We start from the raw sequence: 20,463 nt of genomic DNA on the forward strand, positions 1-20,463 counted from the left end.
CGATCACCCGGAGGCCCCCGTGAACCCCTACGACGGCATGCCCGAGCCGGTGCGCAAGGCCTGGCAGCGCAGCCTCACGAACGGCCGGGCCGCCATGACCCGGCGGCGGCTGCTGCGCACCGGCGGACTGGCCGCCGGCGGCGCGGCCCTGGCCGCCTGCGGCATCCCGCCCGCGAACACCGGCGCGTCCGGCAAGGAGGAGCGCGAGAAGGACCGCTCGCAGCAGGAGAAGGTGCTGGCCTTCTCCAACTGGCCGCTGTACATCGATGTCGACGACGACGACGAGAACGTGCGGCCCACGCTGCGGGAGTTCCAGCGCGAGAGCGGCATCAAGGTCAAGTACATCGAGGACGTCAACGACAACAACGAGTTCTACAGCAAGATCAAACCGCAGCTCGCCGCGGGCCAGAAGACCGGCCGGGACCTGGTGTGCCTGACCGACTGGATGGCCGGACGCCTGATCCGCGCGGGCTGGGCGCAGCGCCTGGACCAGGCCAACCTGCCGAACGCCGTGACGAATCTGGAGGGCCGCTTCCGCGCCGCCCCCCACGACCCCGGCCGGCAGTACAGCTACCCGTGGGCCGGAACCGCGGCCGTCATCGCCTACAACCGGAAGGCCACCGGCGGGCGGAAGGTCACCAGCGTCGAGCAGCTGCTGACCGACCCGAAGCTCAAGGGCCGCGTCTCCCTGCTCACCGAGATGCAGGACACCATGGGCCTGGTCATGCTCGGCATGGGAGCGGACTCCTCGTCCTTCACCGACGACGACTTCGACGCCGCCGTCGACCTGGTCCAGAAGGCCGTCGACCGGGGCCAGATACGCCGCTTCACCGGCAACGACTACATGGACGGGCTCAACAAGGGCGACATCGCCGCCTGCGTCGGCTGGGCCGGCGACATCGTGCAGCTCGGCTTCGACAACCCGGATGTGCGCTTCCATCTGCCGGAGACCGGCTACCTGTTCGGCACCGACGACCTGCTGGTGCCGGCCGGGGCGCAGCACCGCGCCAACGCCGAGGCGTTCATCGACTACTACTACCGGCCGAAGGTCGCCGCCGAGCTGGCCGCCTGGGTCAACTACATCTGCCCCGTCACCGGCGCCCAGCAGGAGATGCGGAAGATCGACGAGGAGCTGGCGGAGAACAAGCTGATCTTCCCCGACGAGGAAATGATCGCGAAGGGCCACAACTTCCGGCCGCTCAGCGCCAAGGAAGAGGAGCGCTACGAGACCAAGTTCGCCAAGCTCATCGGCGCCTGAACCCACCGGAGACACGCACGCATGACGATCCAGCTCACCGGGGTCAGCAAGACGTTCGGCGACTTCACCGCCGTCCACCCGCTGGACCTCACCATCCCCGAGGGCTCCTTCTTCGCCCTCCTCGGCGCCTCCGGCTGCGGCAAGACCACCACCCTCCGCATGATCGCCGGGCTGGAGGACCCCTCCGCCGGGCACATCCTGCTCGACGGCGCCGACATCACCGCGCTGCCCCCGCACCGCCGCCCCGTCAACACCGTCTTCCAGAACTACGCGCTCTTCCCCCACCTCGACGTCCACGACAACGTGGCCTTCGGACTGCGCCGCCGCGGGATGAAGCAGGTGAAGAGCCAGGTCGCGGAGATGCTGGAGCTCGTCGAGCTCGGCCATCTGGCCCGCCGCCGGCCGCACCAGCTCTCCGGCGGGCAGCAGCAGCGCGTCGCGCTGGCCCGCGCCCTCGTCAACAAGCCGCAGGTCCTGCTGCTCGACGAACCGCTGGGCGCCCTCGACCTCAAGCTGCGCCGGCAGATGCAGCTGGAGCTCAAGCGCATCCAGACCGAGGTCGGCATCACCTTCGTGCATGTGACGCACGATCAGGAGGAGGCCATGGCGATGGCCGACACCGTGGCCGTGATGCGCGCCGGACGCGTGGAGCAGCTCGGCGCCCCGGCCGAGCTGTACGAGCACCCGCGCACCGCCTTCGTCGCCAACTTCCTCGGCACCTCCAACCTCGTCGAGGCGGAGGTGACGGCCGCCGGCGGCGGGGAGGCCGAGGTCAAGGCCGCCGGCAGCCCGCTGCGGCTGCCGTCCGCGCGGATGCCGGAGGGGACCGGCGCCGGGGACGGGGTGCTGGTCGGGGTGCGTCCGGAGAAGATCTCCCTCACCCCGGCGGACGACGCCGGCGGCGTGCCCGCCGGCCGCAACCGGCTCACCGGCCGCATCACGGAGGCCAGTTACCTCGGTGTCTCCGTGCAGTACCTGGTGGAGACCCCCGCCTGCCCCGGGTTCGCCGTCTACCAGCAGAACGTGGAACGCGACCCGCGGCTCGTCGCCGGCGCCGAGGTCGTCCTGCACTGGAACCCCGCACACACCTTCGGGCTGGAACCGGGCCGCGACCCCGGCCGGGAGATCGCCGCCGGCACCGGCGAGGAGGCGCTGTGACGGCCCTGGCCACCGCCCCGCCGCCGGCGGCCGGCGAGTCCGGCGGTCCGGCCCCGGCGGCCGTCCGCGCGCCGCGCCGCCGCCTCACCCCGTACTGGCTGCTGCTCCCGGCCGGGCTGTGGCTCGCGGTCTTCTTCGTCGCCCCGCTCGTCTACCAGGCGTCCACCTCGGTGCAGACCGGTTCACTGGAGGAGGGCTACCGCGTCACCTGGCACTTCGCCACCTACGGTGAGGCGCTGCGGGACTACGGCGTCCACTTCCTGCGCTCCTTCGGCTACGCGGCCACGGCCACCGCGCTGTGCCTGGTCATCGGCTACCCGCTCGCGTACACCCTGGCCTTCCGCGCCGGACGCTGGCGGAACGTGCTGCTGGTGATGGTGATCGCGCCGTTCTTCACCAGCTTCCTCATCCGCACCCTCGCCTGGAAGACGATCCTGTCCGACGGCGGCCCGGTGGTCGGCGCCCTGGAGGCGCTGCACGTCCTGGACGTCACGGCCTGGCTCGGCCTGACGAGCGGTGAACGGCTGCTCGCCACCCCGCTGGCGGTCGTCTGCGGTCTGACGTACAACTTCCTGCCGTTCATGATCCTGCCGCTCTACGCCTCCCTGGAGCGGATCAGCCCGTCCCTGCACGAGGCGGCCCGCGACCTCTACGCCGGCCCCGCCACCACCTTCCGCCGCGTCACCTTCCCGCTCTCGCTGCCCGGGGTCGTCGCCGGCACCCTGCTCACCTTCATCCCGGCTTCCGGGGACTACATCAACGCCCAGCTCCTGGGCTCCCCCTCGGAGCAGATGGTGGGCAACGCGATCCAGCAGCAGTTCCTCAAGGTGCTTGACTACCCGACCGCCGCCGCCATGTCGTTCCTGCTCATGGCCCTCATCCTGATCATGGTCACCGTCTATATGCGCAAGGCCGGAACGGAGGAGCTGGTCTGATGACCGCCGTGACCTCATGGGCGCCCCTGCGCTGGCTGCGCCGCAACGCCGTCGTCCTCGCCGGCCTCGCCGGCCTGCTCTATCTGCTGCTGCCGAACGCGGTGGTGATGCTGTTCTCGTTCAACAACCCGGCGGGGCGCTTCAACTACGAGTGGCGCACCTTCTCCACCGAGGCCTGGACCAACCCGTGCGGGGTCGCCGACATGTGCGGCTCGCTCACGCTGAGCCTGCGGATCGCCGTCCTCGCCACGCTCGGCGCGACGGCCTTCGGCACCCTGGCCGCCTTCGCCCTGGCCCGCCACCGCTTCCGCGGCAGGGGCGCGGCGAACGGACTGATCTTCCTGCCGATGGCCATGCCCGAGGTGGTGATGGCCGCCTCGCTCGGCACGCTGTTCCTCAACATGCGCGTCGGCTTCGGCTTCACCACCATCCTCATCGCGCACATCATGTTCTGCCTGAGCTTCGTCGTCGTCGCGGTCAAGGCGCGGGTGGCGAGCATGGACCCGCGGCTGGAGGAGGCCGCCCGGGACCTCTACGCCGGGCCGCTCCAGACGTTCCTGCGGGTCACGCTGCCGCTGGCCGCCCCCGGCATCGCGGCGGGCGCCCTGCTCAGCTTCGCGCTGTCCTTCGACGACTTCGTCGTCACCCAGTTCAACGCGGGCCCCTCGACCGTCACCTTCCCCATGTTCGTGTGGGGCGCCGCCCAGCGCGGAGTGCCCGTGCAGGTCAATGTGATCGGGACGGCCATGTTCCTGATCGCCGTCGGCATCGTGCTGGCCGGGCAGCTCACGGCGCGCCGCCGGGGAAGGAGCACCGCATGACCAGCCGCGGCACCCCGGCGGCGGACGCCGCCCTGCACGCCCTGGCGGGCGCCCGGCCCGTGCCCTTCTGGCTGGACGACCCCGCACGCCGGCCCGCCGCCGCCCCGGCCCTGGTCGGCGAGGAGAGCTGTGATCTGCTCGTCGTCGGCGCCGGCTACAGCGGGCTGTGGACCGCGCTGCTCGCCAAGGAGCGGGACCCGGACCGGGACGTCGTCGTCATCGAGGCCCGGGAGACCGGCTGGGCCGCCTCCGGACGCAACGGCGGCTTCTGTGCGGCCTCCCTCACCCACGGCCTGGCCAACGGCGTGGCCCGCTGGCCGGACGAGATCGCCGTCCTGGAGAAGCTGGGCCGGGCCAACCTCGACGCCATCGAGCAGGCCGTGCACCGGTACGCGCTCGACTGCGACTTCGAACGCACCGGCGAGATCGACGTCGCCACCGAGCCCCACCAGATCGCCGAACTGCGCGAGACGGCCGCCGAGGCCGAGCGGCTGGGCCTGGGCGGGATGACCTTCCTGGACCAGGAGGCCGTACGCGCCGAGGTGGACTCCCCCGCGTTCCTGGCGGGTTTGCGGGACCGCGACGGCGTGGCCCTGCTCAACCCCGCCCGCCTCGCCTGGGGACTGCGGCGGGCCTGCCTCGACGCGGGCGTCCGCCTCTACGAGCACACCCCCGCCGAGGCGCTCGCGGGCGACGGCGGGCGCATGGCCGTACGCACCCCCTACGGGCGGGTGCGGGCGCGCCGGGTCGCGCTCGGCACCAACGCCTTCCCGTCCCTGGTGCGGCGGGTGCGTCCGTACGTCGTCCCCGTCTACGACTACGCGCTGATGACCGAGCCGCTCACCGCCGCGCAGCTCGCCGCGATCGGCTGGCGCGGGCGGCAGGGGCTCAGCGACAGCGCGAACCACTTCCACTACTTCCGCCGCACCGCCGACGACCGCATCCTGTGGGGCGGTTACGACGTGCTGTACCACTTCGGCAGCCGTATCCATCCGGACCTCGACCAGCGCCCGGAGACCTTCGCCACGCTCGCCCGGCACTTCTTCACCTGCTTCCCCCAGCTGGAGGGGGTGCGCTTCACCCACCGCTGGGGCGGCGTCATCGACACCTGCTCCCGCTTCGCGCCGTTCTTCGGCACGGCGCACGGCGGCCGCGTCGCCTACGCGGCCGGCTACACGGGGCTCGGCGTCGGGGCCACCCGCTTCGGCGCGGAGGTGATGCTGGACCTGCTGGACGGGGTGGAGAGCGAGCGCACCGCGCTGGAGATGGTCCGGACGAAGCCGCTGCCCTTCCCGCCCGAGCCGGTGCGCTGGGCGGGCATCGGCCTCACCCAGTGGTCACTGGCCCGGGCCGACGCCCGCGGAGGGCACCGCAATCTGTGGCTGCGGGCGCTGGACCGCCTGGGGCTGGGCTTCGACAGCTGACGGCCTGCAGCGGTCAGCCTAAGGCTCCTCGGAGCCACGAATCCGACTGATTATTCATCTGAAACCTCCGGAATCAGTTGTGGAACTTCGTTCTGAGAACCGATTACGTCGCCAGAGGGTTGCGCGACGGAGGTCCCCCGAGGGAGAGTGAAGCCATGGCCCGTGACGACAGGAAAGCGAACGGCGGCCCGGCGATGGACGCCGTGTCGCTCGCCATCATCGAGCAGCTCCAGGAGGACGGGCGCCGCCCGTACGCCGCCATCGGCAAGGCCGTGGGCCTGTCCGAGGCGGCGGTGCGGCAGCGGGTCCAGAAGCTGCTCGACCAGGGCGCCATGCAGATCGTCGCCGTCACCGATCCGCTGACCGTCGGCCTGCTGCGGCAGGCGATGCTGGGCATCAACGTCGAGGGCGACCTCGAACCGGTGGCCGACGCCCTCGCCGAGATGGAGGAGGTCGCCTACGCCGTCATCACGGCGGGCTCCTTCGACCTCATCGTGGAGGTCGTCTGCGAGGACGACGCCCATCTGCACGAAGTCATCAACAAGCGGATCCGGACGCTGCCCGGCGTCCGCTCCACCGAGAGCTTCGTCTACCTCAAGCTGCGGAAGCAGACCTATACCTGGGGAACCCGATAACCGTGAGCAAGGACCTGTCCCGTACCGCGTACGACCACCTGTGGATGCACTTCACCCGGATGTCGTCGTACGAGAACGCCCCCGTCCCCACCATCGTGCGCGGTGAGGGCACCCACGTCTTCGACGACCGGGGCAAGCGCTACCTCGACGGCCTCTCCGGGCTGTTCGTCGTCCAGGCCGGGCACGGCCGCGCCGAACTCGCCGAGGCCGCGCAGAAGCAGGCCCGGGAGCTCGCCTTCTTCCCCATCTGGTCCTACGCCCACCCCAGGGCCGTCGAACTGGCGGAGCGGCTGGCCGGCTACGCGCCGGGGGACCTCAACAAGGTCTTCTTCACCACCGGCGGCGGCGAGGCCGTGGAGACCGCCTGGAAGCTGGCGAAGCAGTACCACAAGCTCACCGGCAACCACACCAAGTACAAGGTGATATCCCGCGCCGTGGCCTACCACGGCACCCCGCAGGGCGCCCTGTCCATCACCGGACTCCCCGCGCTGAAGGCCCCGTTCGAGCCGCTGGTGCCCGGCGCGCACAAGGTCCCCAACACCAACTTCTACCGGGCGCCGGTCCACGCCGACGACCCGGAGGCCTTCGGCCGCTGGGCCGCCGACCAGATCGAGCAGGAGATCCTCTTCGAGGGGCCGGAGACCGTCGCCGCGGTGTTCCTGGAGCCGGTGCAGAACGCCGGCGGCTGCTTCCCGCCGCCGCCCGGCTACTTCCAACGCGTGCGCGAGATCTGCGACCGCCACGACGTGCTCCTCGTCTCGGACGAGGTCATCTGCGCCTTCGGCCGCCTCGGCACGATGTTCGCCTGTGACAAGTTCGACTACGTGCCGGACATCATCACCTGCGCCAAGGGCATGACCTCCGGATACTCCCCGATCGGCGCCGCGATCATCTCCGACCGCCTCGCCGAGCCCTTCTACCGGGGCGACAGCACCTTCCTGCACGGCTACACCTTCGGCGGCCACCCGGTCTCCGCCGCCGTGGCGCTGGCCAACCTCGACATCTTCGAGCGCGAGGGCCTCAACCAGCACGTGCTCGACCAGGAGAACGCCTTCCTCACCACCCTGCAGCGCCTGCACGACCTGCCCATCGTCGGCGACGTGCGCGGCAACGGCTTCTTCTACGGCATCGAACTGGTCAAGGACAAGGCCACCAAGGAGACGTTCACCGACGAGGAGACCGAGCGCGTTCTGTACGGCTTCCTCTCCCCCGCACTGTTCGAGAACGGCCTGTACTGCCGCGCCGACGACCGCGGCGACCCGGTCGTCCAGCTCGCCCCGCCGCTCATCTCCGACCAGCGCACCTTCGACGAGATCGAGCAGATCCTCCGCACCGTCCTGACGGAGGCGTGGACGAAGCTCTGACACCCCGCGGCCGGGCGGCGGTGAGCGGAAGCGGCGGCGAGGCTCAGTCGTCCTCCTCCATCGGCGCCGGCTCGGCGTTCTCCATCCGTTCGGGGGTCCAGTACTCCCGGACGGCGGACGGGTCCTCCTGGACCTCGGAGACCGACGTCCCGCCGTCCGGGGCGGGGGACGGGCCCGGTGCCTCCGCGGCGGCGTCCGGGCGCAGGGCGATCGCGCCGGCGATCGCGGCGGCCACCCCCGCGAGGAGGAGAAGCTTGCGCGGTGCGGAACCTTTCACGTCAATGACCTCCTGCGAGGTTCGGAAGCGCTGCGGGGAGCCCGCTCGGCCAGTCTAGCCGCGGCGGCCGAGCGGGCACCCGGTGCTGCGGGGAGCCGCTGTGCCGCGCCGCCCTGGTCGTCGAACATCTGCTTGACACTGTCCCCGAAGTGGGAACTCCGGTGCCGGCCTTCGCTGTTGATGGTGCTGGTGACCCCGTTGGGGTGGCCGGGTCCGCTGCTCTCGTCGAACCGCCGCATCCGGATCCTGCCGTCGAGCACGCCGGCCCGGCGGATGGGGATCAGGCTTCGCGGGACCCCTCGTACATCGCTTCGACGGCCTCGGCGTAGGTGCGCTCCACGACGGCGCGCTTGATCTTGAGGCTCGGGGTGAGCTCGCCGTGCTCGACGTCGAGGTCGCGCGGCAGCACCGAGAACTTCTTGATGGTCTGCCACCGCTGCAGGTCGCCGTTGACCCGCTGGACGAAGCCGTCGATCAGCTCGCGGACCTGCGGCGAGGAGACGACTTCGGCGTAGCTGCGGCCGCCGAGGTGGTGGGAGGCCGCCCAGGGCATGAGGACGGTCTCGTCGAGGGCGATCAGGGCGGTGCAGTAGTTGCGGCCGTTGCCGATGACCAGGATGTTGCTGACGAACGGGCAGACGGCTTTGAAGCGGCCCTCGATCTCGGTGGGCGCCACGTACTTGCCGCCCGAGGTCTTGAAGACGTCCTTCTTGCGGTCGGTGATACGGAGGAAGCCGTCCTGGTCCACCTCACCGATGTCGCCGGTGTGGAACCACCCGTCGCTCTCCAGGACTTCGGCCGTCTTCTCCGGAAGGTTGTGGTAGCCGCGCATGACTCCGGGACCTCTCAGGAGGACCTCGCCGTCCTGGGCGATACGCACCTCGGTGCCGGGCAGCGGCCTGCCCACCGTGCCGACCCGATAGCCCTCGGCGGGGTTGACGGTGCAGGCCGCGCTGGTCTCCGTCAGGCCGTAGCCCTCGAAGACGTGCACGCCGGCGCCGGAGAAGAAGTAGCCGATGTCCGGGGCGAGGGCGGCGCTGCCGGAGACGCTGCCGCGCAGCCGGCCTCCGAAAGCCGCGCGGATCCTGCCGTACACCAGTCTGTCGGCGAGGGCGTGCTGAACGGCGAGTGACAGGGGCACCCGGGGTCGTCCGGTCGCCGCCGTGCTCTCCTGTCCCGTCCTGGCGTAGTCGCGGGCGACCTTCGCCGCCCAGAGGAAGACCCTGTACTTGGCGCCGCCCTCGGCTCTCGCTCGACCGGCGATGCCGTTGTAGACCTTTTCGAAGATCCGCGGCGCGGACGCCATCACGGTGGGCCGGACCGTGGGCAGGTTGGTGATGATGCGGTCGACGCGCCCGTCCACCGCCATCACATGACCGGTCCTGATCTGCCCGGAGACCAGGGCCTTCCCGAAGACGTGGGACAAGGGCAGCCACAGGAACTGCACGTCGTCGGAGCGCAGCAGTCCGCTGACCTCTTGCGCGACGCCCTGGTACGACCAGCAGTCGTGAACCAGGCGGACGCCCTTGGGCCTGCCGGTCGTGCCCGAGGTGTAGATGAGGGTGGCGAGATGCTCCCTGTCGGTCGCCCGGACCGCCTGCTCGATCGCCTCCGGGTGCTCTTCCAGGTACACGGCCCCGAGCTTCTCCAGCTCGGCGAGGGAGAGCACCTCCAGACCGTCCACCCGAGGGGCGCCCGCCCCGCCGTCGAAGAGGATCGCGTGTCCGAGCTCGGGCAGGCGGGCCGCGTGGGCGGCCACCTTGGCCAGCTGTGCGGCGTCCTCGACGAATATCGCCCGGCTGCCGGAGTCGGAGAGGATGTACGCCGTCTCATCGGCATGGGTGCTGGGGTAGACGGCGGTGGCGGCGGCGCCCGCGCACATCACGCCCAGGTCGGCCAGGATCCACTCCACCCGCGTGGAGGAGGAGATCGCCACCCGCTCCTCGCGGCGGATTCCGAGGGCGAGCAGCCCGGCCGCGATCGCCCTGACGCGCCCGGCGGTCTGCGCCCAGGTCAGCGAGTGCCATGGCTCAGCGCCGGAAGCGCCGTCGCCGGCCGGCGCGGGATAGCGGTAGGCCACGGCGTCGGGCGTGGCCTCGGCTCTCGCGAGAAACAGGTGCGCCACGGAAACCGGGCGGTCTTCGAGAAGGGACTGCGCAGAATTCACATCGGCCTCCGGGGGCCCTGGGGTGCCCGTCAGCGACTTGTCGGCTGACGGGTGACTCGGACGTGGGGTGCGACCGGAGGTGGGTCCGCCGGCGTGGAAGGGATGTGGAAGGGATGAGGACGCTGAGCAAGGGCCCCGGGCCACCCCTGGTGCTCGACCGCGTGCGGCGACAGGGCGCGATCGGCCCGGCGCCGGAGCCGGCGCCCGGACTGCCGGCACCATCGCCTCGCGTACGCCCCGCCACGGGCGCCTCCGGACCTGCGCGCGGTTCAGGGACCCGGCGACGAGCGGCCATGACGGGCCGCGTGGGACGGCGGATCGGTGGCCGACGGGCGGGCGGCGGGCCGCGCCGTCCAACTGCCGAGCAGCCGCAGCGCGCCTTCCGCACGCGGGTCCGGCGCGGTGAAGACGACCAGGGACCGGCCCTCGTCACCGGGCAGTGACAGGGTCTCGTACGCCAGGTCGAGGTCGCCGACCAGCGGATGACGGAAGCTCTTCGTGCCGTACGACTTCTCGCGCACCTCCTGCGCCGCCCACAGCTCCCGGAACTCCGGGCTGCGGCGGCTCAGTTCCGTGACGACCCGGCCCAGCCGCGCGTCCCCGGGGCGGCGGCCGGCGGAGAGGCGCAGGAACCCCACGGTCTGCCGCGCCACGTCGTCCCACCGCGGGAACAGGTCGCGGGCGGAGGCATCGAGGAAGACGAGACGCGCGAGGTTCGACCGCCCTGGTGAGCCTCCGCCGAGGCCGCCCAGCAGAGCGTGAGCCAGGTCGTTGGCGGCGAGGACGTCCATCGCGGGCCCCAGGAGGTAGGCGGGGACGGCCCCCACGGCGGCGAGGAGACGCCGCAGGTCCTCCCGCACGGGCACGCCGGGCACGGCTTCGGCGTCGCCGGTGTCCCCGGGCCCCTCGAAGCCCCCTTGACCGGCGGTGCCCGGGAAGCGGCCGGCCGCCGAGGGCGGGGCGGCCCGGCGGACGGCCCGGCGCGCGAGGTCGTACAGATGCGCCCGTTCGGTCGGGTCGAGACGGAGCACGCGTGCCAGGGCGTCCAGCACGGCGTCGGACGGATTACGGGCGCGCCCCTGCTCCAGTCGCGTGTAGTAGACGGCGCTGACGCCCGCGAGCTCGGCCACCTCCTCCCGGCGCAGCCCCGCGACCCGGCGCCGGCCGATGACGGGGAGACCGGCCGATCCGGGGGTCACGCGGGAGCGCCGGGACTTCAGGAAGGCGCCGAGCTCGCTGGCTGAGTTCATGCGCGCCAGTATGCGCCGGGGCGGCGCCCGTCAGCCTGTCCCTGCCGGTACCCCCCTGGGGCCCGCGCGGTCCCGCTCCGCTCCCGGCCTGGTATTCGCGGAGTAATGGCTCCGTGGCCACCGTGCCGCGACGGTGGAACCGGGTGCGGATCCGCACCGCGCCGCCCGGCGTCCCGACGGTGCGGGCGGCGCAAGGACTTCGATACGGCAGGAGCGGGTTCGATGCGCGCGGTGGTCTTCTCCCGATATGGCGACGAGAGCGTCCTGGAACTCACGGAACGACCGGACCCGGCTCCGGCGGACGGAGACGTCCTGGTGGAGGTCAGGGCGGCGGGAGTGAACCCGGTCGACTGGAAGCACCGCGAAGGAGCCGTCCGCAACGACCGCCCCTTCCCGCTGGGCATGGGCTGGGACGTCGCGGGCGTGGTGCGAGGCACCGTGCCGGGCGGCCCGGCGGTCGGTGAGGCGGTGTACGGCATGCTTCCCCTGCCGTACGGAGGCGCCTACCAGGAACTGGCCGTCCTGCCCGCCTCCGCCGTGGCGCCCAAGCCGGCCCGCCTCTCCTACGCGGAGGCCGCCGCCGTGCCCCTGGCCGCCCTGACCGCCTGGCAGGCGCTGGAGGCGGCGGGGTCCACCGCCGGCCTGCGCGTCCTGGTGCACGCGGGCGCGGGTGGCGTGGGGCACTTCGCCGTGCAGTTCGCCCGGCACCTCGGGGCGCACGTCACCGCCACCGCGTCCGCCCGCAACCTGGAGTTCCTTCGCGGGCTCGGCGTCCACGAGCCGGTGGACCGCGCGACGGCGGACCTGGCCGCCGGGGAACCGTTCGACATGGTCCTGGACACCGTCGGCGGCCCGGTACAGCACGCGTCGTGGCGGCTCCTGCGCCCCGGCGGCACTCTGATCACGCTGCCGGAACCGGTGGATGAGGCGCACCGGCTCCCCCGCGTCACGGCGCGCCGCGTCATCGTCACGCCCGACGGCGACGCGCTCCGCAGGATCGGTGCGCTCATCGACTCCGGCGCCGTCCACGTCGAGGTCCAGTCGGTGCTCCCGCTGCGGATGGCCGCGGAGGCCCACCGGACGAGCCGGGACGGCGGGGTGCGCGGAAAGCTGGTCCTCGGCCTCTGAGGTCCGGGCCCGGCGGGGATGGCCTCCCGCCGGGCCCGGAGTGACGTGCTCCGGGCCGGAGTCGGCCACCGCCGCCCACCGACAGGGCCCGCGGCGGTGTGCGCGGCGGCGTCACCGAAGTCGGGAGTGACCGTTCCCGCGTTGTGCCGGAAGAGGCCTGGACGAAGCTGTGTTCCCTCGACGGCTCAGCCGTCTTCCTCCATCGGCGCCGGCTCGGCGTTCTCCATCCGTTCGGGGGTCCAGTACTCCCGGACGGCGGACGGGTCCTCCTGGATCTCGGAGACCGATGTCCCGCCGTCCGGGGCGGGGGACGGAACCGGTGCCTCCGCGGCGGCGTCCGGGCGCAGGGCGATCGCGCCGGCGACCGCGGCGGCCACCCCCGCGAGGAGGAGAAGCTTGCGCGGTGCGGAACCTTTCACGTCAATGACCTCCTGCGAGGCTCGGAAGCGCTGCGGGGAGCCCGCTCGGCCACTCCAGCCGCGGCGGCCGAGCGGGCTCCGTGCGCGGGCGAGCGGCTACGTCGCGCCGCCCTGGTCGTCGAACATCTGCTTGACGCTGTCCCCGAAGTAGGAACTCCGGTTCCAGCCTTCGCTGTTGATGGTGCTGGTGACCCCGTTGGTGTAGCCGAGACCACTGCTCTCGTCGAACTGCCGCATCCAGGGACCGCCGCTCGAGCCGCCGCCGAAGTCGCAGCGGAGCTGGATCCTGCCGTCGAGCACGCCGACCCGCTGGGTCGTTCCCTGGCAGTACCACTGGCGCTGGCCGTTGTCCCGGTCTCCGGGATAGCCGTTCACCGTCACGGCCTGCTCGCGCGAGTAGTTGTAGCTCAGACCGTTGCCGCCGGTGACATTGACGAGCTTCCGGCTGTTCAGCGGCCAGGTGGTCACCATGGCCACGTCCCAGTCGAAACTGCCGTCGTTGATCCAGCCGTTGAACGCCCGGTACTGCTTGGCCGCGAAGGTTCCGAACGGCCGGTTGCCGTCCCGGTAGCGGGGCACATAGGCCCAGTTCCGCATCCAGTCACCGCCGTTGCCCTCGTGCACACAGTGCCCCGCGGTGATCGCCATCTGCTTGGACGAGCTGTTGAGGGCGCTCGCGGAGCAGACGTAGTCCTTGCCGTCGCTGGGCTTGGTGAAGAAGACCTTGCCGGCGACGGCCGTCTCGGTGATGGTGGGCCGGACCATGTCCTTCCGCGGTGGTGCGGACGGGGTGGAGCGGGCCGGCCCCTCGGAGGTGTCTCCGGTCACGCCCCCCGCACGCTGCGCGGTGCCTTCGACGGATACCGGTATCGCGTTGCGCATGCGCTCCGGGGTCCAGTAACGCTCCAGTTCTTCAGCGGTGTCGGCGGAGTTGATCCGCGCACCGGTGTCCAGCCGGGCCGTCGCGGTGACGGTCGCTCCCGGATCCGGCGACGGCTGCCCGGAGGACGGAGACTGCGCCGAGGCGGTCTCCAGGCCGGCCAGAAGGACGACTGCCGCTGCGGATAAAGAGAGGAATGTGCGTCTGAGCCGCATCACGTGCTCTCGCTTCCTAGAGAGTGCGAAATGACGCTGGGCAGAGCGAAATGTAGGAGTACGCCATGTTGGCGTCAATAACGCCTATTCGGGCCATCACACGGGCGATTCCGGCCTTGTCCGGCTTGGCTGGGCCGTCCGGCGCTCACCAGCCGCTCCCCGGCCCGGTCACCGTCTCGGTCCCGCGACGGCGTAGGCCGCGGTGCCGGCGACGGTGAGGGCCAGGGCCGTCCAGGCGCCCGCCGCCGTGCCCGGCGGCAGCAGCATCCAGGTCGCCACCCGCATCGGCGCACTCGTGGCGGGCGGGGCGAAGAAGGAGAAGGCGAGCCAGGCGAACGGCAGCGTCCATGCGTGCCGGCCGCCCAGAAGCGCCGCGCCCAGGGCGGCCAGTCCCATCAGGCCCGCGCTGTCCCGGACGACGAACGCGGTGGTGGCCAGGGACTCGCCCATCGTCTGCACGGTCAGCAGCACCGTGCCGACGACCGCGCCGGCGAGCAGGACATGCGCCGCTCTGCGGGGCACCCAGCGGATCGCGGCCGTCCGGTCCAGCGCGAGGTCCTGCCCGCCAAGCCCGGTCGAGGCCGCCATCACCCCCGCGGCGAGGACGAGTACGGGCAGCCGGGGATCACCGGGCCCTTCGTCCCCGCCCCGGGAGAGGGCCCACACCGCCACCGCGCTGATCACCACCGCGGCGAGTGACGCGGGTACCCGACGCGAGCGCGCGTACAGCGTCAGCCATCTCACCGGGACGCACCGCCGGACAGCACGTCGAACGCCTCGCCCTCGCAGGAGTGCGCGGCGGTGCGCATCGCCGTGATCCGTGAGATCTGCTCGTTCCGCGGAAGCGCTGTGAGTTCCTTCCACACCGGGCGGGCCTCGGCGTCGACCTGGCGGCGCATATCTGCCGACATGGCGCCGGGAAGCGGCCTGAGCTCCCCGAGGACCCAGCCCACCGCGACAGCCCGCGCGAACTCGTCTCCCCCGAAGCTGCTCCAGCCGGCGGGGGTGCAGCCGGGAACCATGCCCTTGGCGATCAGGGCCCGGGTCAGCTCCTCGCCCTCCGCGCCGGCGATGATGCCGTCGTCGAAGTCGAAGGCCACGGTCTCGCGGGACCACCGCGGCGTGGAGCCGTCCGGCAGGACCGCGGTGTTCTCCCGGACCGAGACCGGCGCCCGGCCGCCCAGGGCGTCCCGCAGCAGGCGCAGCGCCTCCTTGCCGGGACCGGCCAGGCCGGCGAGGCGCGCCTGGTGCGTCCTCGTCACGCACACCGGGCCGTCGCACACCGGTTCCGCGGCGGCCTCGTCGACGACATACATCCGGCGCGGGTCGGAGGGGAGGACGAGCAGAGCGAGCACCGCACCCGCCAGGACGGGCGCCAGGGCGACCAGCCGGGCGCGCGGGGTCGCGGCGACCAGCAGCGCGAAGCCGGTCGCGGCCATGCCGAGCAGCCAGATCGTCTGTCCGACGTGCACGGAGGCGGAGAGCGTGACGAGTACATCGCGCACCTCCTCCACCGCCGGTGACAGGAGCGAGACCGGTTTCGGCTCCGTGATCGTGAGCCCCGACGCCGTGACCGTCTCCGTCCGGCCCAACGACATGTGCATGAGGGCCGTGAACACGAAGGCGGCCATGGCCAGCGCGGGCGGGGTGAGCACGGACGGCAGGGCCCGCCCGGCCCCCATGCCCAGCACGGCCCCCGCGACGAGGGAGAGTGCCCCCACCAGCGAGATCGGCAGCCATCCGAGGTGCGTGTACTCGGTGTTGGCGAGCACCTGGACCGCGCCCACGAGGACGGGGAGGGCGAAGGCCGCGGCCAGGGTGATCGCCGTCGCGCCCGCCGTCGCGCCCGCGCGGTGCCGGGCGGGCCGCGGCGTGCTCGTCAGCAGCTCGGACATCTTCGAGCGGTGGTCGCGCAACCCCTGGAGAGCGCCGAGCCCCACGGCGAGCGGCCACAGGTAGAACAGCAGGCCGCGGGTCCACAGGGCCAGGGACGTCCACTGGGCCGTCCACGCCGTGGTGCCGCTCCACCACCCGCCGTTCACCAGGTACAGGAACGCCAGAGTGCTGGTCAGGACCACGGCGCCGGCCCACGGGGCGACGGAGCGCTTCAGCTCGATGCGCAGGACGCGGACGTTCACCAGGCGCCCCCTTCCCGGGCGGGGCCCTGCAGCAGCGCCGAGTAGCCGCGCTCCAGGGGGCTGTCGCCCACGTGCCCGGGTCCGCCCGCCGCGGCCAGCTCGTCCGGGGTGCCCTGGAAGACCCGCCGACCCTCGGCGAGGAGCACCACGTCGGTGCAGGCGGCGGCGACGTCCTCCACCAGATGGGTCGAGACGAGCACGCAGGTGTCCGTGCCCAGTTCCTGCAGCAGTTCGCGGAAGCGCAGCCGCTGCGCCGGGTCCAGGCCGACCGTCGGCTCGTCCAGCAGCAGGATCGCCGGGTCGTTGACGACGGCCTGGGCGATGCCCACGCGCCGCACCATGCCGCCCGACAGGTTCTTCATCCGCTCGTCGGCGCGGTCCGCCAGGCCCACCCGCTCCACCGCTCGCTGCACCGCCGCGGGGATGTCCGCCTTCGGCACCTCCTTCAGCCAGGCCATGTACTCGACGAACTCGCGCACCGTGAAGCGCTTGTAGTAGCCGAACTCCTGCGGCAGGTAGCCGATCCGGCGGCGCAGCGCACGGTGCTCGCCCATGCCGCCCGCGGATTCGCCGAGCAGCTCCAGGGTGCCGCCGGTGGGGCGCAGTACGGTGGCCAGCGCGCGGATGAGGGTGGTCTTGCCCGCCCCGTTGGGGCCGAGGAGTCCGTGCACGCCGGTGCCCAGTGACAGGTCGAGGCCGTCGACGGCCATCCGTTTCCTGCCGACCCGGACCTTCAGCCCGGTGGCCCGGATCTCCCAGGCGTAGGGCGTCGGCGCGAGGTCGGCCGCGTTCACGGCGGACGTCATGTGGTGTTCCTTTCCGATTGTCATCGATGGGCTCCCAGCACGGAGTAGGCGCCTCTGCGGGCGATCACGACACCGATGCCGAGGGCGAGGATCAGCCCCCACGCGGGCAGACCACCGGTCTGCAGGGCGAAGGCCGTACGGCTGGTGGCCAGGGTCGGCGCCACGACCACGGCGGCCCACACGGCGGCCAGTACGACGGCGGCGCGGGTCACCCCGACGGCACCACCGAGCGCCAGCGCCGCCGCCGTGAAGGCCAGGCAGGGCAGCAGCCACTGAGCCACCATCACCCCCGTCACCCACCCGCACACCAGCAGCGCCGGGACGACCACGGCGAGCACGGCCGCGGTGCGCCGCAGCACCAGGGGGAGCCCGGCGCGGGGCACCGAGGCCGTCAGCTCGTACGCCGGGTCCAGACCGCGCGACCAGGACGCCGCGACACCGAGCACGGGCAGGACCGGCGCGAACAGCAGCACCAGCGACACGTCGCCGGAACCGGTACCGGTGCCCACCAGGTCGAGCAGCAGGGCCAGCAGCGTCACGCCCACGACCATGGCCAGCCACGGCACCATCACGGGCGTCATCCACCGGGACAGCCGCGCCGGCCGGCGCCGGCCGCGCGGCATCGTGGCGGTGACCGCCAGCCGGGGTTCGAGACCGGACCAGACGGAGTCGACCAGCGCCGCCACGGCGGGCACCTCGGCACCGACGACGGCGGACAGCCGGTCACGGCACACCCGGCACGTCTCCAGATGGGCCTCCACGGCCCACACCTCGTCGGCGGCGAGGTCCGCGCCGCCGTGCGCGTACCCCTCGATGATCCGCGTCGACGCGTGTTCCACCCTCATGCCAGCGCCCTCCGCATCTCGGTCCGGGCCCGGCGGGCACGGGTCTTGACCGTGCCCTCGGGCAGCCCGAGCAGCACCGCGGTCTCCCGGACGGACAGCCCGTCGAGCACCATGGCCTGCAGTACCTGTCTCAGCTCCGGCGCGAGGCACCGCAGCGCGTCCCCGACATCCCCGCCGACGGTCGCCGCGAGCGCCTCCTCCTCGGCAGCGGGCGCCGCGCCGGGCACGGCGGCGGCCGGCGGGGGCTCCGCGTGGTGGGCCCTGCGCCGGAAGGCGTCGACCAGGCGGCGCGCCGCGATCGTCCACAGCCACCCCGTGGCCGTCCCTCCGACCGCGGCCCCGGCGAAGGCACCCGCCGCGCGCCACACCGCCAAGTAGGTCTCCTGCATGACCTCGGCGACGATCTGCTCGTCCGCGCAGCGGCGGCGCAGCCGCACCGCCATCCACGGCGACGTACGCCGGTACAGCTCCTCGAACGCGGCACGGTCGCCTCGCGCCACCAGCCGGACGAGACGCTCCTCGTCCAGCTCGTGCAGCGCTGCCCTCACTGATCTCACACCCGCTAGACGCCCGGGCCGGGCCGCGGGTTTTCCCGGGGGTGTGATCCCCGCCACATACGGGCCCGTCATCAACGTGCTCCGGGCCGTACGCCGGGCGAGCGCCTCGAAGTCCCGGCCCCTGCCGCGGCAACACGGCGCCCGGCGTTGCCGTGGCAGGGGCCACTCGTACCCGCGGGGCACCGGCGAGACGACGGACGAGCGGGGCATGCCCGCTCCGGCTCAAGGACCCATGGTCCTGATCAACACGCCCACGTGTTACGACGACCGCTGGAAACCGCCGGCACCGCGGGGGCCGTCCTCATGGCGCGGAAGTCCGGGCGAAAACCTTCTTCCAGGCCATCCCTCCGAGGACGAACACGAAGAACACATAGCCGGAGTACAGGGCCCAGATCCACAGCAGCACGCCCCACTCGCCCCACGTCACCCCAACCCCCATCACGGTGAACAGTGCCAGGAGAGCGAACGCCAGCCCGGCTCCCGGCCAGAACTCGGAGCGCAGACCGCCATAGCGCCGGAAGGCCGCCACCACGCCGACGACCTCAGCGGCCAGCAGCAACGGCACCAGCACCAGCCGGGTGGTGAAGGTGAGGAACAACCCGTCCGGCTCCTCCGAGATGCCCCAGAGCATGGTCGTGGCCGTGGCGAGCAGCCACGGCACCACGGCCACCCGGATGACCAGCGGAAGCACCACACGCCTGACCGGCATCACAGCAGCCCCCCGAACAGTGTCGATCAACCAGCCCACGGTAGCCCCTGCCCCGCCCCGGCCCCCGCGCAACGGATCGCCTCCGGCCTGCGCAAACGCAGATCAGAGGGCGATGGGGAGAAAGCGGAACTCCACCACAAGCGCTTCGGCCTGCGGAGACCCCGAGATCGGGATCGCGATCCAGCCGGAATCGAGCAGCCGGAACAACGCCGCGGCGGCTCCGGGCGGCTCGGTCCACCGCGGCACACGAGGACACGGTCAAGACCGGTCGCGATCCGTGAGCATCACGGTGCGCTGACCCGCATGCCGGGCAAGGTCTCCTTCGACAGACCCTGACGATCTCGTGACCCAAGCCTCGGCGAGTCGATACGGTTGAGCCATGACCGCACTACCCGACTGGATGCGCCCGCCGCGCGCGGAAGGCTGGTTCGCGGAGGACCTGGACCGCCTCCCCGAGGCGCCTCGCCACACCGAGCTGATCGACGGAGCCCTCGTCTTCATGATGTCGCCCCAGCGGTCCTGGCACGGCCGTCTCGTCACGTCCCTCACCACCACGCTCATGGCGGCCGCGCCCGCTGGTTTCGAGATCGAACGGGAGATGACGATCCGCCTCGACGAGCGCAACCGGCCGGAGCCGGATCTACTCGTGACGACCGCCCCCTACGACCCGGACCGCACGTGGTACGCGCCGGAAGAGGTCCGGCTCGTCGTCGAGGTCGTCTCACCGGAGTCCGCGCACCGCGACCGCACAGTGAAGCTGCACAAGTACGCCGAGGCCAAGATCCCGCACTATTGGTGCGTCGAGGAAGAAGGCGGCACCCCTGTCGTCCACGTCTACGAGCTCGACGCACCGACTGGTGTCTATGCGCCCGCCGGCATCTTCCGGGGCATTCTCAAGCGCCCTGTGCCTTTCGACATCAGCCTGGACCTCGACGGGCTCACCCCACCGCGGAGGCACTAGGAGTCGGTACCGGTCAGCACCGGATCGAGTGGGAGGGCGGGTCGCCCGGCCCTCCTCTCGCACCACCGCACATGAGGTCCGCATCCGGCGGTTCACCGAGCCGGTCTCAACCGTTGCCAGAAGGTCGTCGCGGGGCCGGCGGGCTGTCACGTGATGAACTCAGGCCCCCCGACGCGGCCGAGGCAGGCCGAGCTTCGGAAAGTCCCCCGCGACATGGCGCTGCGCATCCTGGCCAAGCTGACGGAACTGGAGAGTGACCCGCTCGGATTCAGCACCACGGCGCTCGTGTCCCAACCCGACCGCCGTCGCCTCCGGGTCGGCGACTACCGCGTCACCTACACCGTCGACAACGGCGAACTCGTTGTATGGGGCGTTCATGCCGGCCACCGCTCCACGGTCCACGAGTCGCGATCGTGATCCAGCCAGAATCCAGCGGCCGAAAACCCCGCCCAGATTCAACTACCACCCAGCAGTTCCCTGAGCTGCAAAGACATCGCACCGCAGCTTCCGGTCCCA

General features: G+C 72.0%; 22 protein-coding genes. 10 read left to right on the forward strand and 12 right to left on the reverse strand.

The window, feature by feature from the left end; all coding sequences use genetic code 11:
* Positions 1–37: 37 nt before the first annotated feature.
* The 7 genes from LIX60_RS10695 to LIX60_RS10725 all read left to right on the forward strand — a co-directional run bounded on the left by LIX60_RS10695 (position 38) and on the right by LIX60_RS10725 (position 7,595).
* Complete coding sequence (locus tag LIX60_RS10695; RefSeq protein ID WP_227962707.1) at positions 38–1,258, forward strand: spermidine/putrescine ABC transporter substrate-binding protein; 1,221 nt, start codon at positions 38–40, stop codon at positions 1,256–1,258.
* 21 nt (positions 1,259–1,279) lie between these two features.
* On the forward strand, positions 1,280–2,416 hold the full coding sequence (locus LIX60_RS10700) for an ABC transporter ATP-binding protein (protein ID WP_227958226.1): 1,137 nt from the start codon (positions 1,280–1,282) through the stop codon (positions 2,414–2,416).
* Complete coding sequence (locus tag LIX60_RS10705) at positions 2,413–3,351, forward strand: ABC transporter permease (protein WP_227958227.1); 939 nt, start codon at positions 2,413–2,415, stop codon at positions 3,349–3,351. The genes LIX60_RS10700 and LIX60_RS10705 overlap by 4 nt, the downstream gene beginning before the upstream one ends.
* On the forward strand, positions 3,351–4,172 hold the full coding sequence (locus tag LIX60_RS10710; protein ID WP_227958228.1) for an ABC transporter permease: 822 nt from the start codon (positions 3,351–3,353) through the stop codon (positions 4,170–4,172). The genes LIX60_RS10705 and LIX60_RS10710 overlap by 1 nt, the downstream gene beginning before the upstream one ends.
* Positions 4,169–5,596, forward strand: a complete 1,428-nt coding sequence (locus tag LIX60_RS10715) for an FAD-binding oxidoreductase (protein ID WP_227958229.1) — start codon at positions 4,169–4,171, stop codon at positions 5,594–5,596. The genes LIX60_RS10710 and LIX60_RS10715 overlap by 4 nt, the downstream gene beginning before the upstream one ends.
* A 155-nt stretch (positions 5,597–5,751) precedes the next feature.
* Positions 5,752–6,231: an Lrp/AsnC family transcriptional regulator gene (locus LIX60_RS10720; protein ID WP_019710244.1), complete on the forward strand. Its 480-nt coding sequence runs from the start codon at positions 5,752–5,754 to the stop codon at positions 6,229–6,231.
* A complete protein-coding gene (locus LIX60_RS10725) occupies positions 6,216–7,595 on the forward strand; it encodes an aspartate aminotransferase family protein (RefSeq protein ID WP_227962708.1) in 1,380 nt (459 codons plus the stop codon). The genes LIX60_RS10720 and LIX60_RS10725 overlap by 16 nt, the downstream gene beginning before the upstream one ends.
* A 43-nt stretch (positions 7,596–7,638) precedes the next feature.
* On the opposite strand, the gene LIX60_RS10730 is transcribed toward LIX60_RS10725, so the two are convergent.
* From LIX60_RS10730 to LIX60_RS10745, 4 genes are all read right to left on the reverse strand, one after another.
* Positions 7,639–7,872 carry a hypothetical protein gene (locus tag LIX60_RS10730; RefSeq protein ID WP_227958230.1) on the reverse strand — a complete coding sequence of 78 codons (234 nt, stop codon included), beginning with the start codon at positions 7,870–7,872 and terminating at the stop codon, positions 7,639–7,641.
* Positions 7,869–8,132: a hypothetical protein gene (locus LIX60_RS10735; protein WP_227958231.1), complete on the reverse strand. Its 264-nt coding sequence runs from the start codon at positions 8,130–8,132 to the stop codon at positions 7,869–7,871. Before LIX60_RS10735 ends, LIX60_RS10730 begins: the two co-directional genes overlap by 4 nt.
* 20 nt (positions 8,133–8,152) lie before the next feature.
* Entirely contained in the window at positions 8,153–10,039 is a 1,887-nt protein-coding gene (locus tag LIX60_RS10740; RefSeq protein ID WP_227958232.1) for a long-chain fatty acid--CoA ligase, read from the reverse strand.
* A gap of 269 nt (positions 10,040–10,308) precedes the next feature.
* Positions 10,309–11,289 carry a helix-turn-helix transcriptional regulator gene (locus LIX60_RS10745; protein ID WP_227958233.1) on the reverse strand — a complete coding sequence of 327 codons (981 nt, stop codon included), beginning with the start codon at positions 11,287–11,289 and terminating at the stop codon, positions 10,309–10,311.
* Between the two features lie 222 nt (positions 11,290–11,511).
* Between LIX60_RS10745 and LIX60_RS10750 the strand changes: the two genes are divergently transcribed.
* The gene (locus tag LIX60_RS10750) at positions 11,512–12,417 is read left to right on the forward strand and encodes an NADP-dependent oxidoreductase (protein WP_227958234.1); all 906 of its coding nucleotides are present in this window, start codon (positions 11,512–11,514) and stop codon (positions 12,415–12,417) included.
* 185 nt (positions 12,418–12,602) lie between these two features.
* Here LIX60_RS10750 and LIX60_RS10755 read toward each other — a convergent pair whose 3' ends face one another.
* From LIX60_RS10755 to LIX60_RS10790, 8 genes are all read right to left on the reverse strand, one after another.
* On the reverse strand, positions 12,603–12,836 hold the full coding sequence (locus LIX60_RS10755; RefSeq protein ID WP_227958235.1) for a hypothetical protein: 234 nt from the start codon (positions 12,834–12,836) through the stop codon (positions 12,603–12,605).
* 96 nt (positions 12,837–12,932) lie between these two features.
* Entirely contained in the window at positions 12,933–13,931 is a 999-nt protein-coding gene (locus LIX60_RS10760) for a serine protease (RefSeq protein WP_227958236.1), read from the reverse strand.
* A gap of 168 nt (positions 13,932–14,099) precedes the next feature.
* On the reverse strand, positions 14,100–14,675 hold the full coding sequence (locus LIX60_RS10765; RefSeq protein WP_227958237.1) for a hypothetical protein: 576 nt from the start codon (positions 14,673–14,675) through the stop codon (positions 14,100–14,102).
* On the reverse strand, positions 14,672–16,069 hold the full coding sequence (locus LIX60_RS10770) for a hypothetical protein (RefSeq protein ID WP_227958238.1): 1,398 nt from the start codon (positions 16,067–16,069) through the stop codon (positions 14,672–14,674). Before LIX60_RS10770 ends, LIX60_RS10765 begins: the two co-directional genes overlap by 4 nt.
* Positions 16,066–16,899 carry an ABC transporter ATP-binding protein gene (locus tag LIX60_RS10775; protein ID WP_227958239.1) on the reverse strand — a complete coding sequence of 278 codons (834 nt, stop codon included), beginning with the start codon at positions 16,897–16,899 and terminating at the stop codon, positions 16,066–16,068. The genes LIX60_RS10770 and LIX60_RS10775 overlap by 4 nt, the downstream gene beginning before the upstream one ends.
* Positions 16,896–17,720 carry a zf-HC2 domain-containing protein gene (locus LIX60_RS10780; protein WP_227958240.1) on the reverse strand — a complete coding sequence of 275 codons (825 nt, stop codon included), beginning with the start codon at positions 17,718–17,720 and terminating at the stop codon, positions 16,896–16,898. The genes LIX60_RS10775 and LIX60_RS10780 overlap by 4 nt, the downstream gene beginning before the upstream one ends.
* A complete protein-coding gene (locus tag LIX60_RS10785; protein ID WP_227962709.1) occupies positions 17,717–18,220 on the reverse strand; it encodes an RNA polymerase sigma factor in 504 nt (167 codons plus the stop codon). Before LIX60_RS10785 ends, LIX60_RS10780 begins: the two co-directional genes overlap by 4 nt.
* Before the next feature lie 358 nt (positions 18,221–18,578).
* Complete coding sequence (locus LIX60_RS10790) at positions 18,579–18,986, reverse strand: hypothetical protein (protein WP_227958241.1); 408 nt, start codon at positions 18,984–18,986, stop codon at positions 18,579–18,581.
* 379 nt (positions 18,987–19,365) lie between these two features.
* On the opposite strand from LIX60_RS10790, the gene LIX60_RS10795 reads away from it, so the two are divergent.
* On the forward strand, positions 19,366–19,947 hold the full coding sequence (locus LIX60_RS10795) for a Uma2 family endonuclease (protein WP_227958242.1): 582 nt from the start codon (positions 19,366–19,368) through the stop codon (positions 19,945–19,947).
* Between the two features lie 153 nt (positions 19,948–20,100).
* A complete protein-coding gene (locus LIX60_RS10800) occupies positions 20,101–20,364 on the forward strand; it encodes a type II toxin-antitoxin system RelE/ParE family toxin (RefSeq protein WP_227958243.1) in 264 nt (87 codons plus the stop codon).
* Positions 20,365–20,463 lie beyond the last annotated feature (99 nt).

Source organism: Streptomyces sp. S07_1.15 (assembly GCF_020739505.1).
In the GTDB taxonomy this organism is placed as follows: domain Bacteria; phylum Actinomycetota; class Actinomycetes; order Streptomycetales; family Streptomycetaceae; genus Streptomyces; species Streptomyces xinghaiensis.

Coding starts and splice junctions, on each gene's coding strand:
- LIX60_RS10695 (WP_227962707.1), top strand. CDS start 38: ATGCCCGAGCCGGTGCGCAAGGCCTGGCAGCGCAGCCTCACGAACGGC.
- LIX60_RS10700 (WP_227958226.1), top strand. CDS start 1,280: ATGACGATCCAGCTCACCGGGGTCAGCAAGACGTTCGGCGACTTCACC.
- LIX60_RS10710 (WP_227958228.1), top strand. CDS start 3,351: ATGACCGCCGTGACCTCATGGGCGCCCCTGCGCTGGCTGCGCCGCAAC.
- LIX60_RS10715 (WP_227958229.1), top strand. CDS start 4,169: ATGACCAGCCGCGGCACCCCGGCGGCGGACGCCGCCCTGCACGCCCTG.
- LIX60_RS10720 (WP_019710244.1), top strand. CDS start 5,752: ATGGCCCGTGACGACAGGAAAGCGAACGGCGGCCCGGCGATGGACGCC.
- LIX60_RS10745 (WP_227958233.1), bottom strand. CDS start 11,289: ATGAACTCAGCCAGCGAGCTCGGCGCCTTCCTGAAGTCCCGGCGCTCC.
- LIX60_RS10750 (WP_227958234.1), top strand. CDS start 11,512: ATGCGCGCGGTGGTCTTCTCCCGATATGGCGACGAGAGCGTCCTGGAA.
- LIX60_RS10760 (WP_227958236.1), bottom strand. CDS start 13,931: ATGCGGCTCAGACGCACATTCCTCTCTTTATCCGCAGCGGCAGTCGTC.
- LIX60_RS10775 (WP_227958239.1), bottom strand. CDS start 16,899: ATGACAATCGGAAAGGAACACCACATGACGTCCGCCGTGAACGCGGCC.
- LIX60_RS10780 (WP_227958240.1), bottom strand. CDS start 17,720: ATGAGGGTGGAACACGCGTCGACGCGGATCATCGAGGGGTACGCGCAC.
- LIX60_RS10790 (WP_227958241.1), bottom strand. CDS start 18,986: ATGCCGGTCAGGCGTGTGGTGCTTCCGCTGGTCATCCGGGTGGCCGTG.
- LIX60_RS10795 (WP_227958242.1), top strand. CDS start 19,366: ATGACCGCACTACCCGACTGGATGCGCCCGCCGCGCGCGGAAGGCTGG.
- LIX60_RS10800 (WP_227958243.1), top strand. CDS start 20,101: ATGAACTCAGGCCCCCCGACGCGGCCGAGGCAGGCCGAGCTTCGGAAA.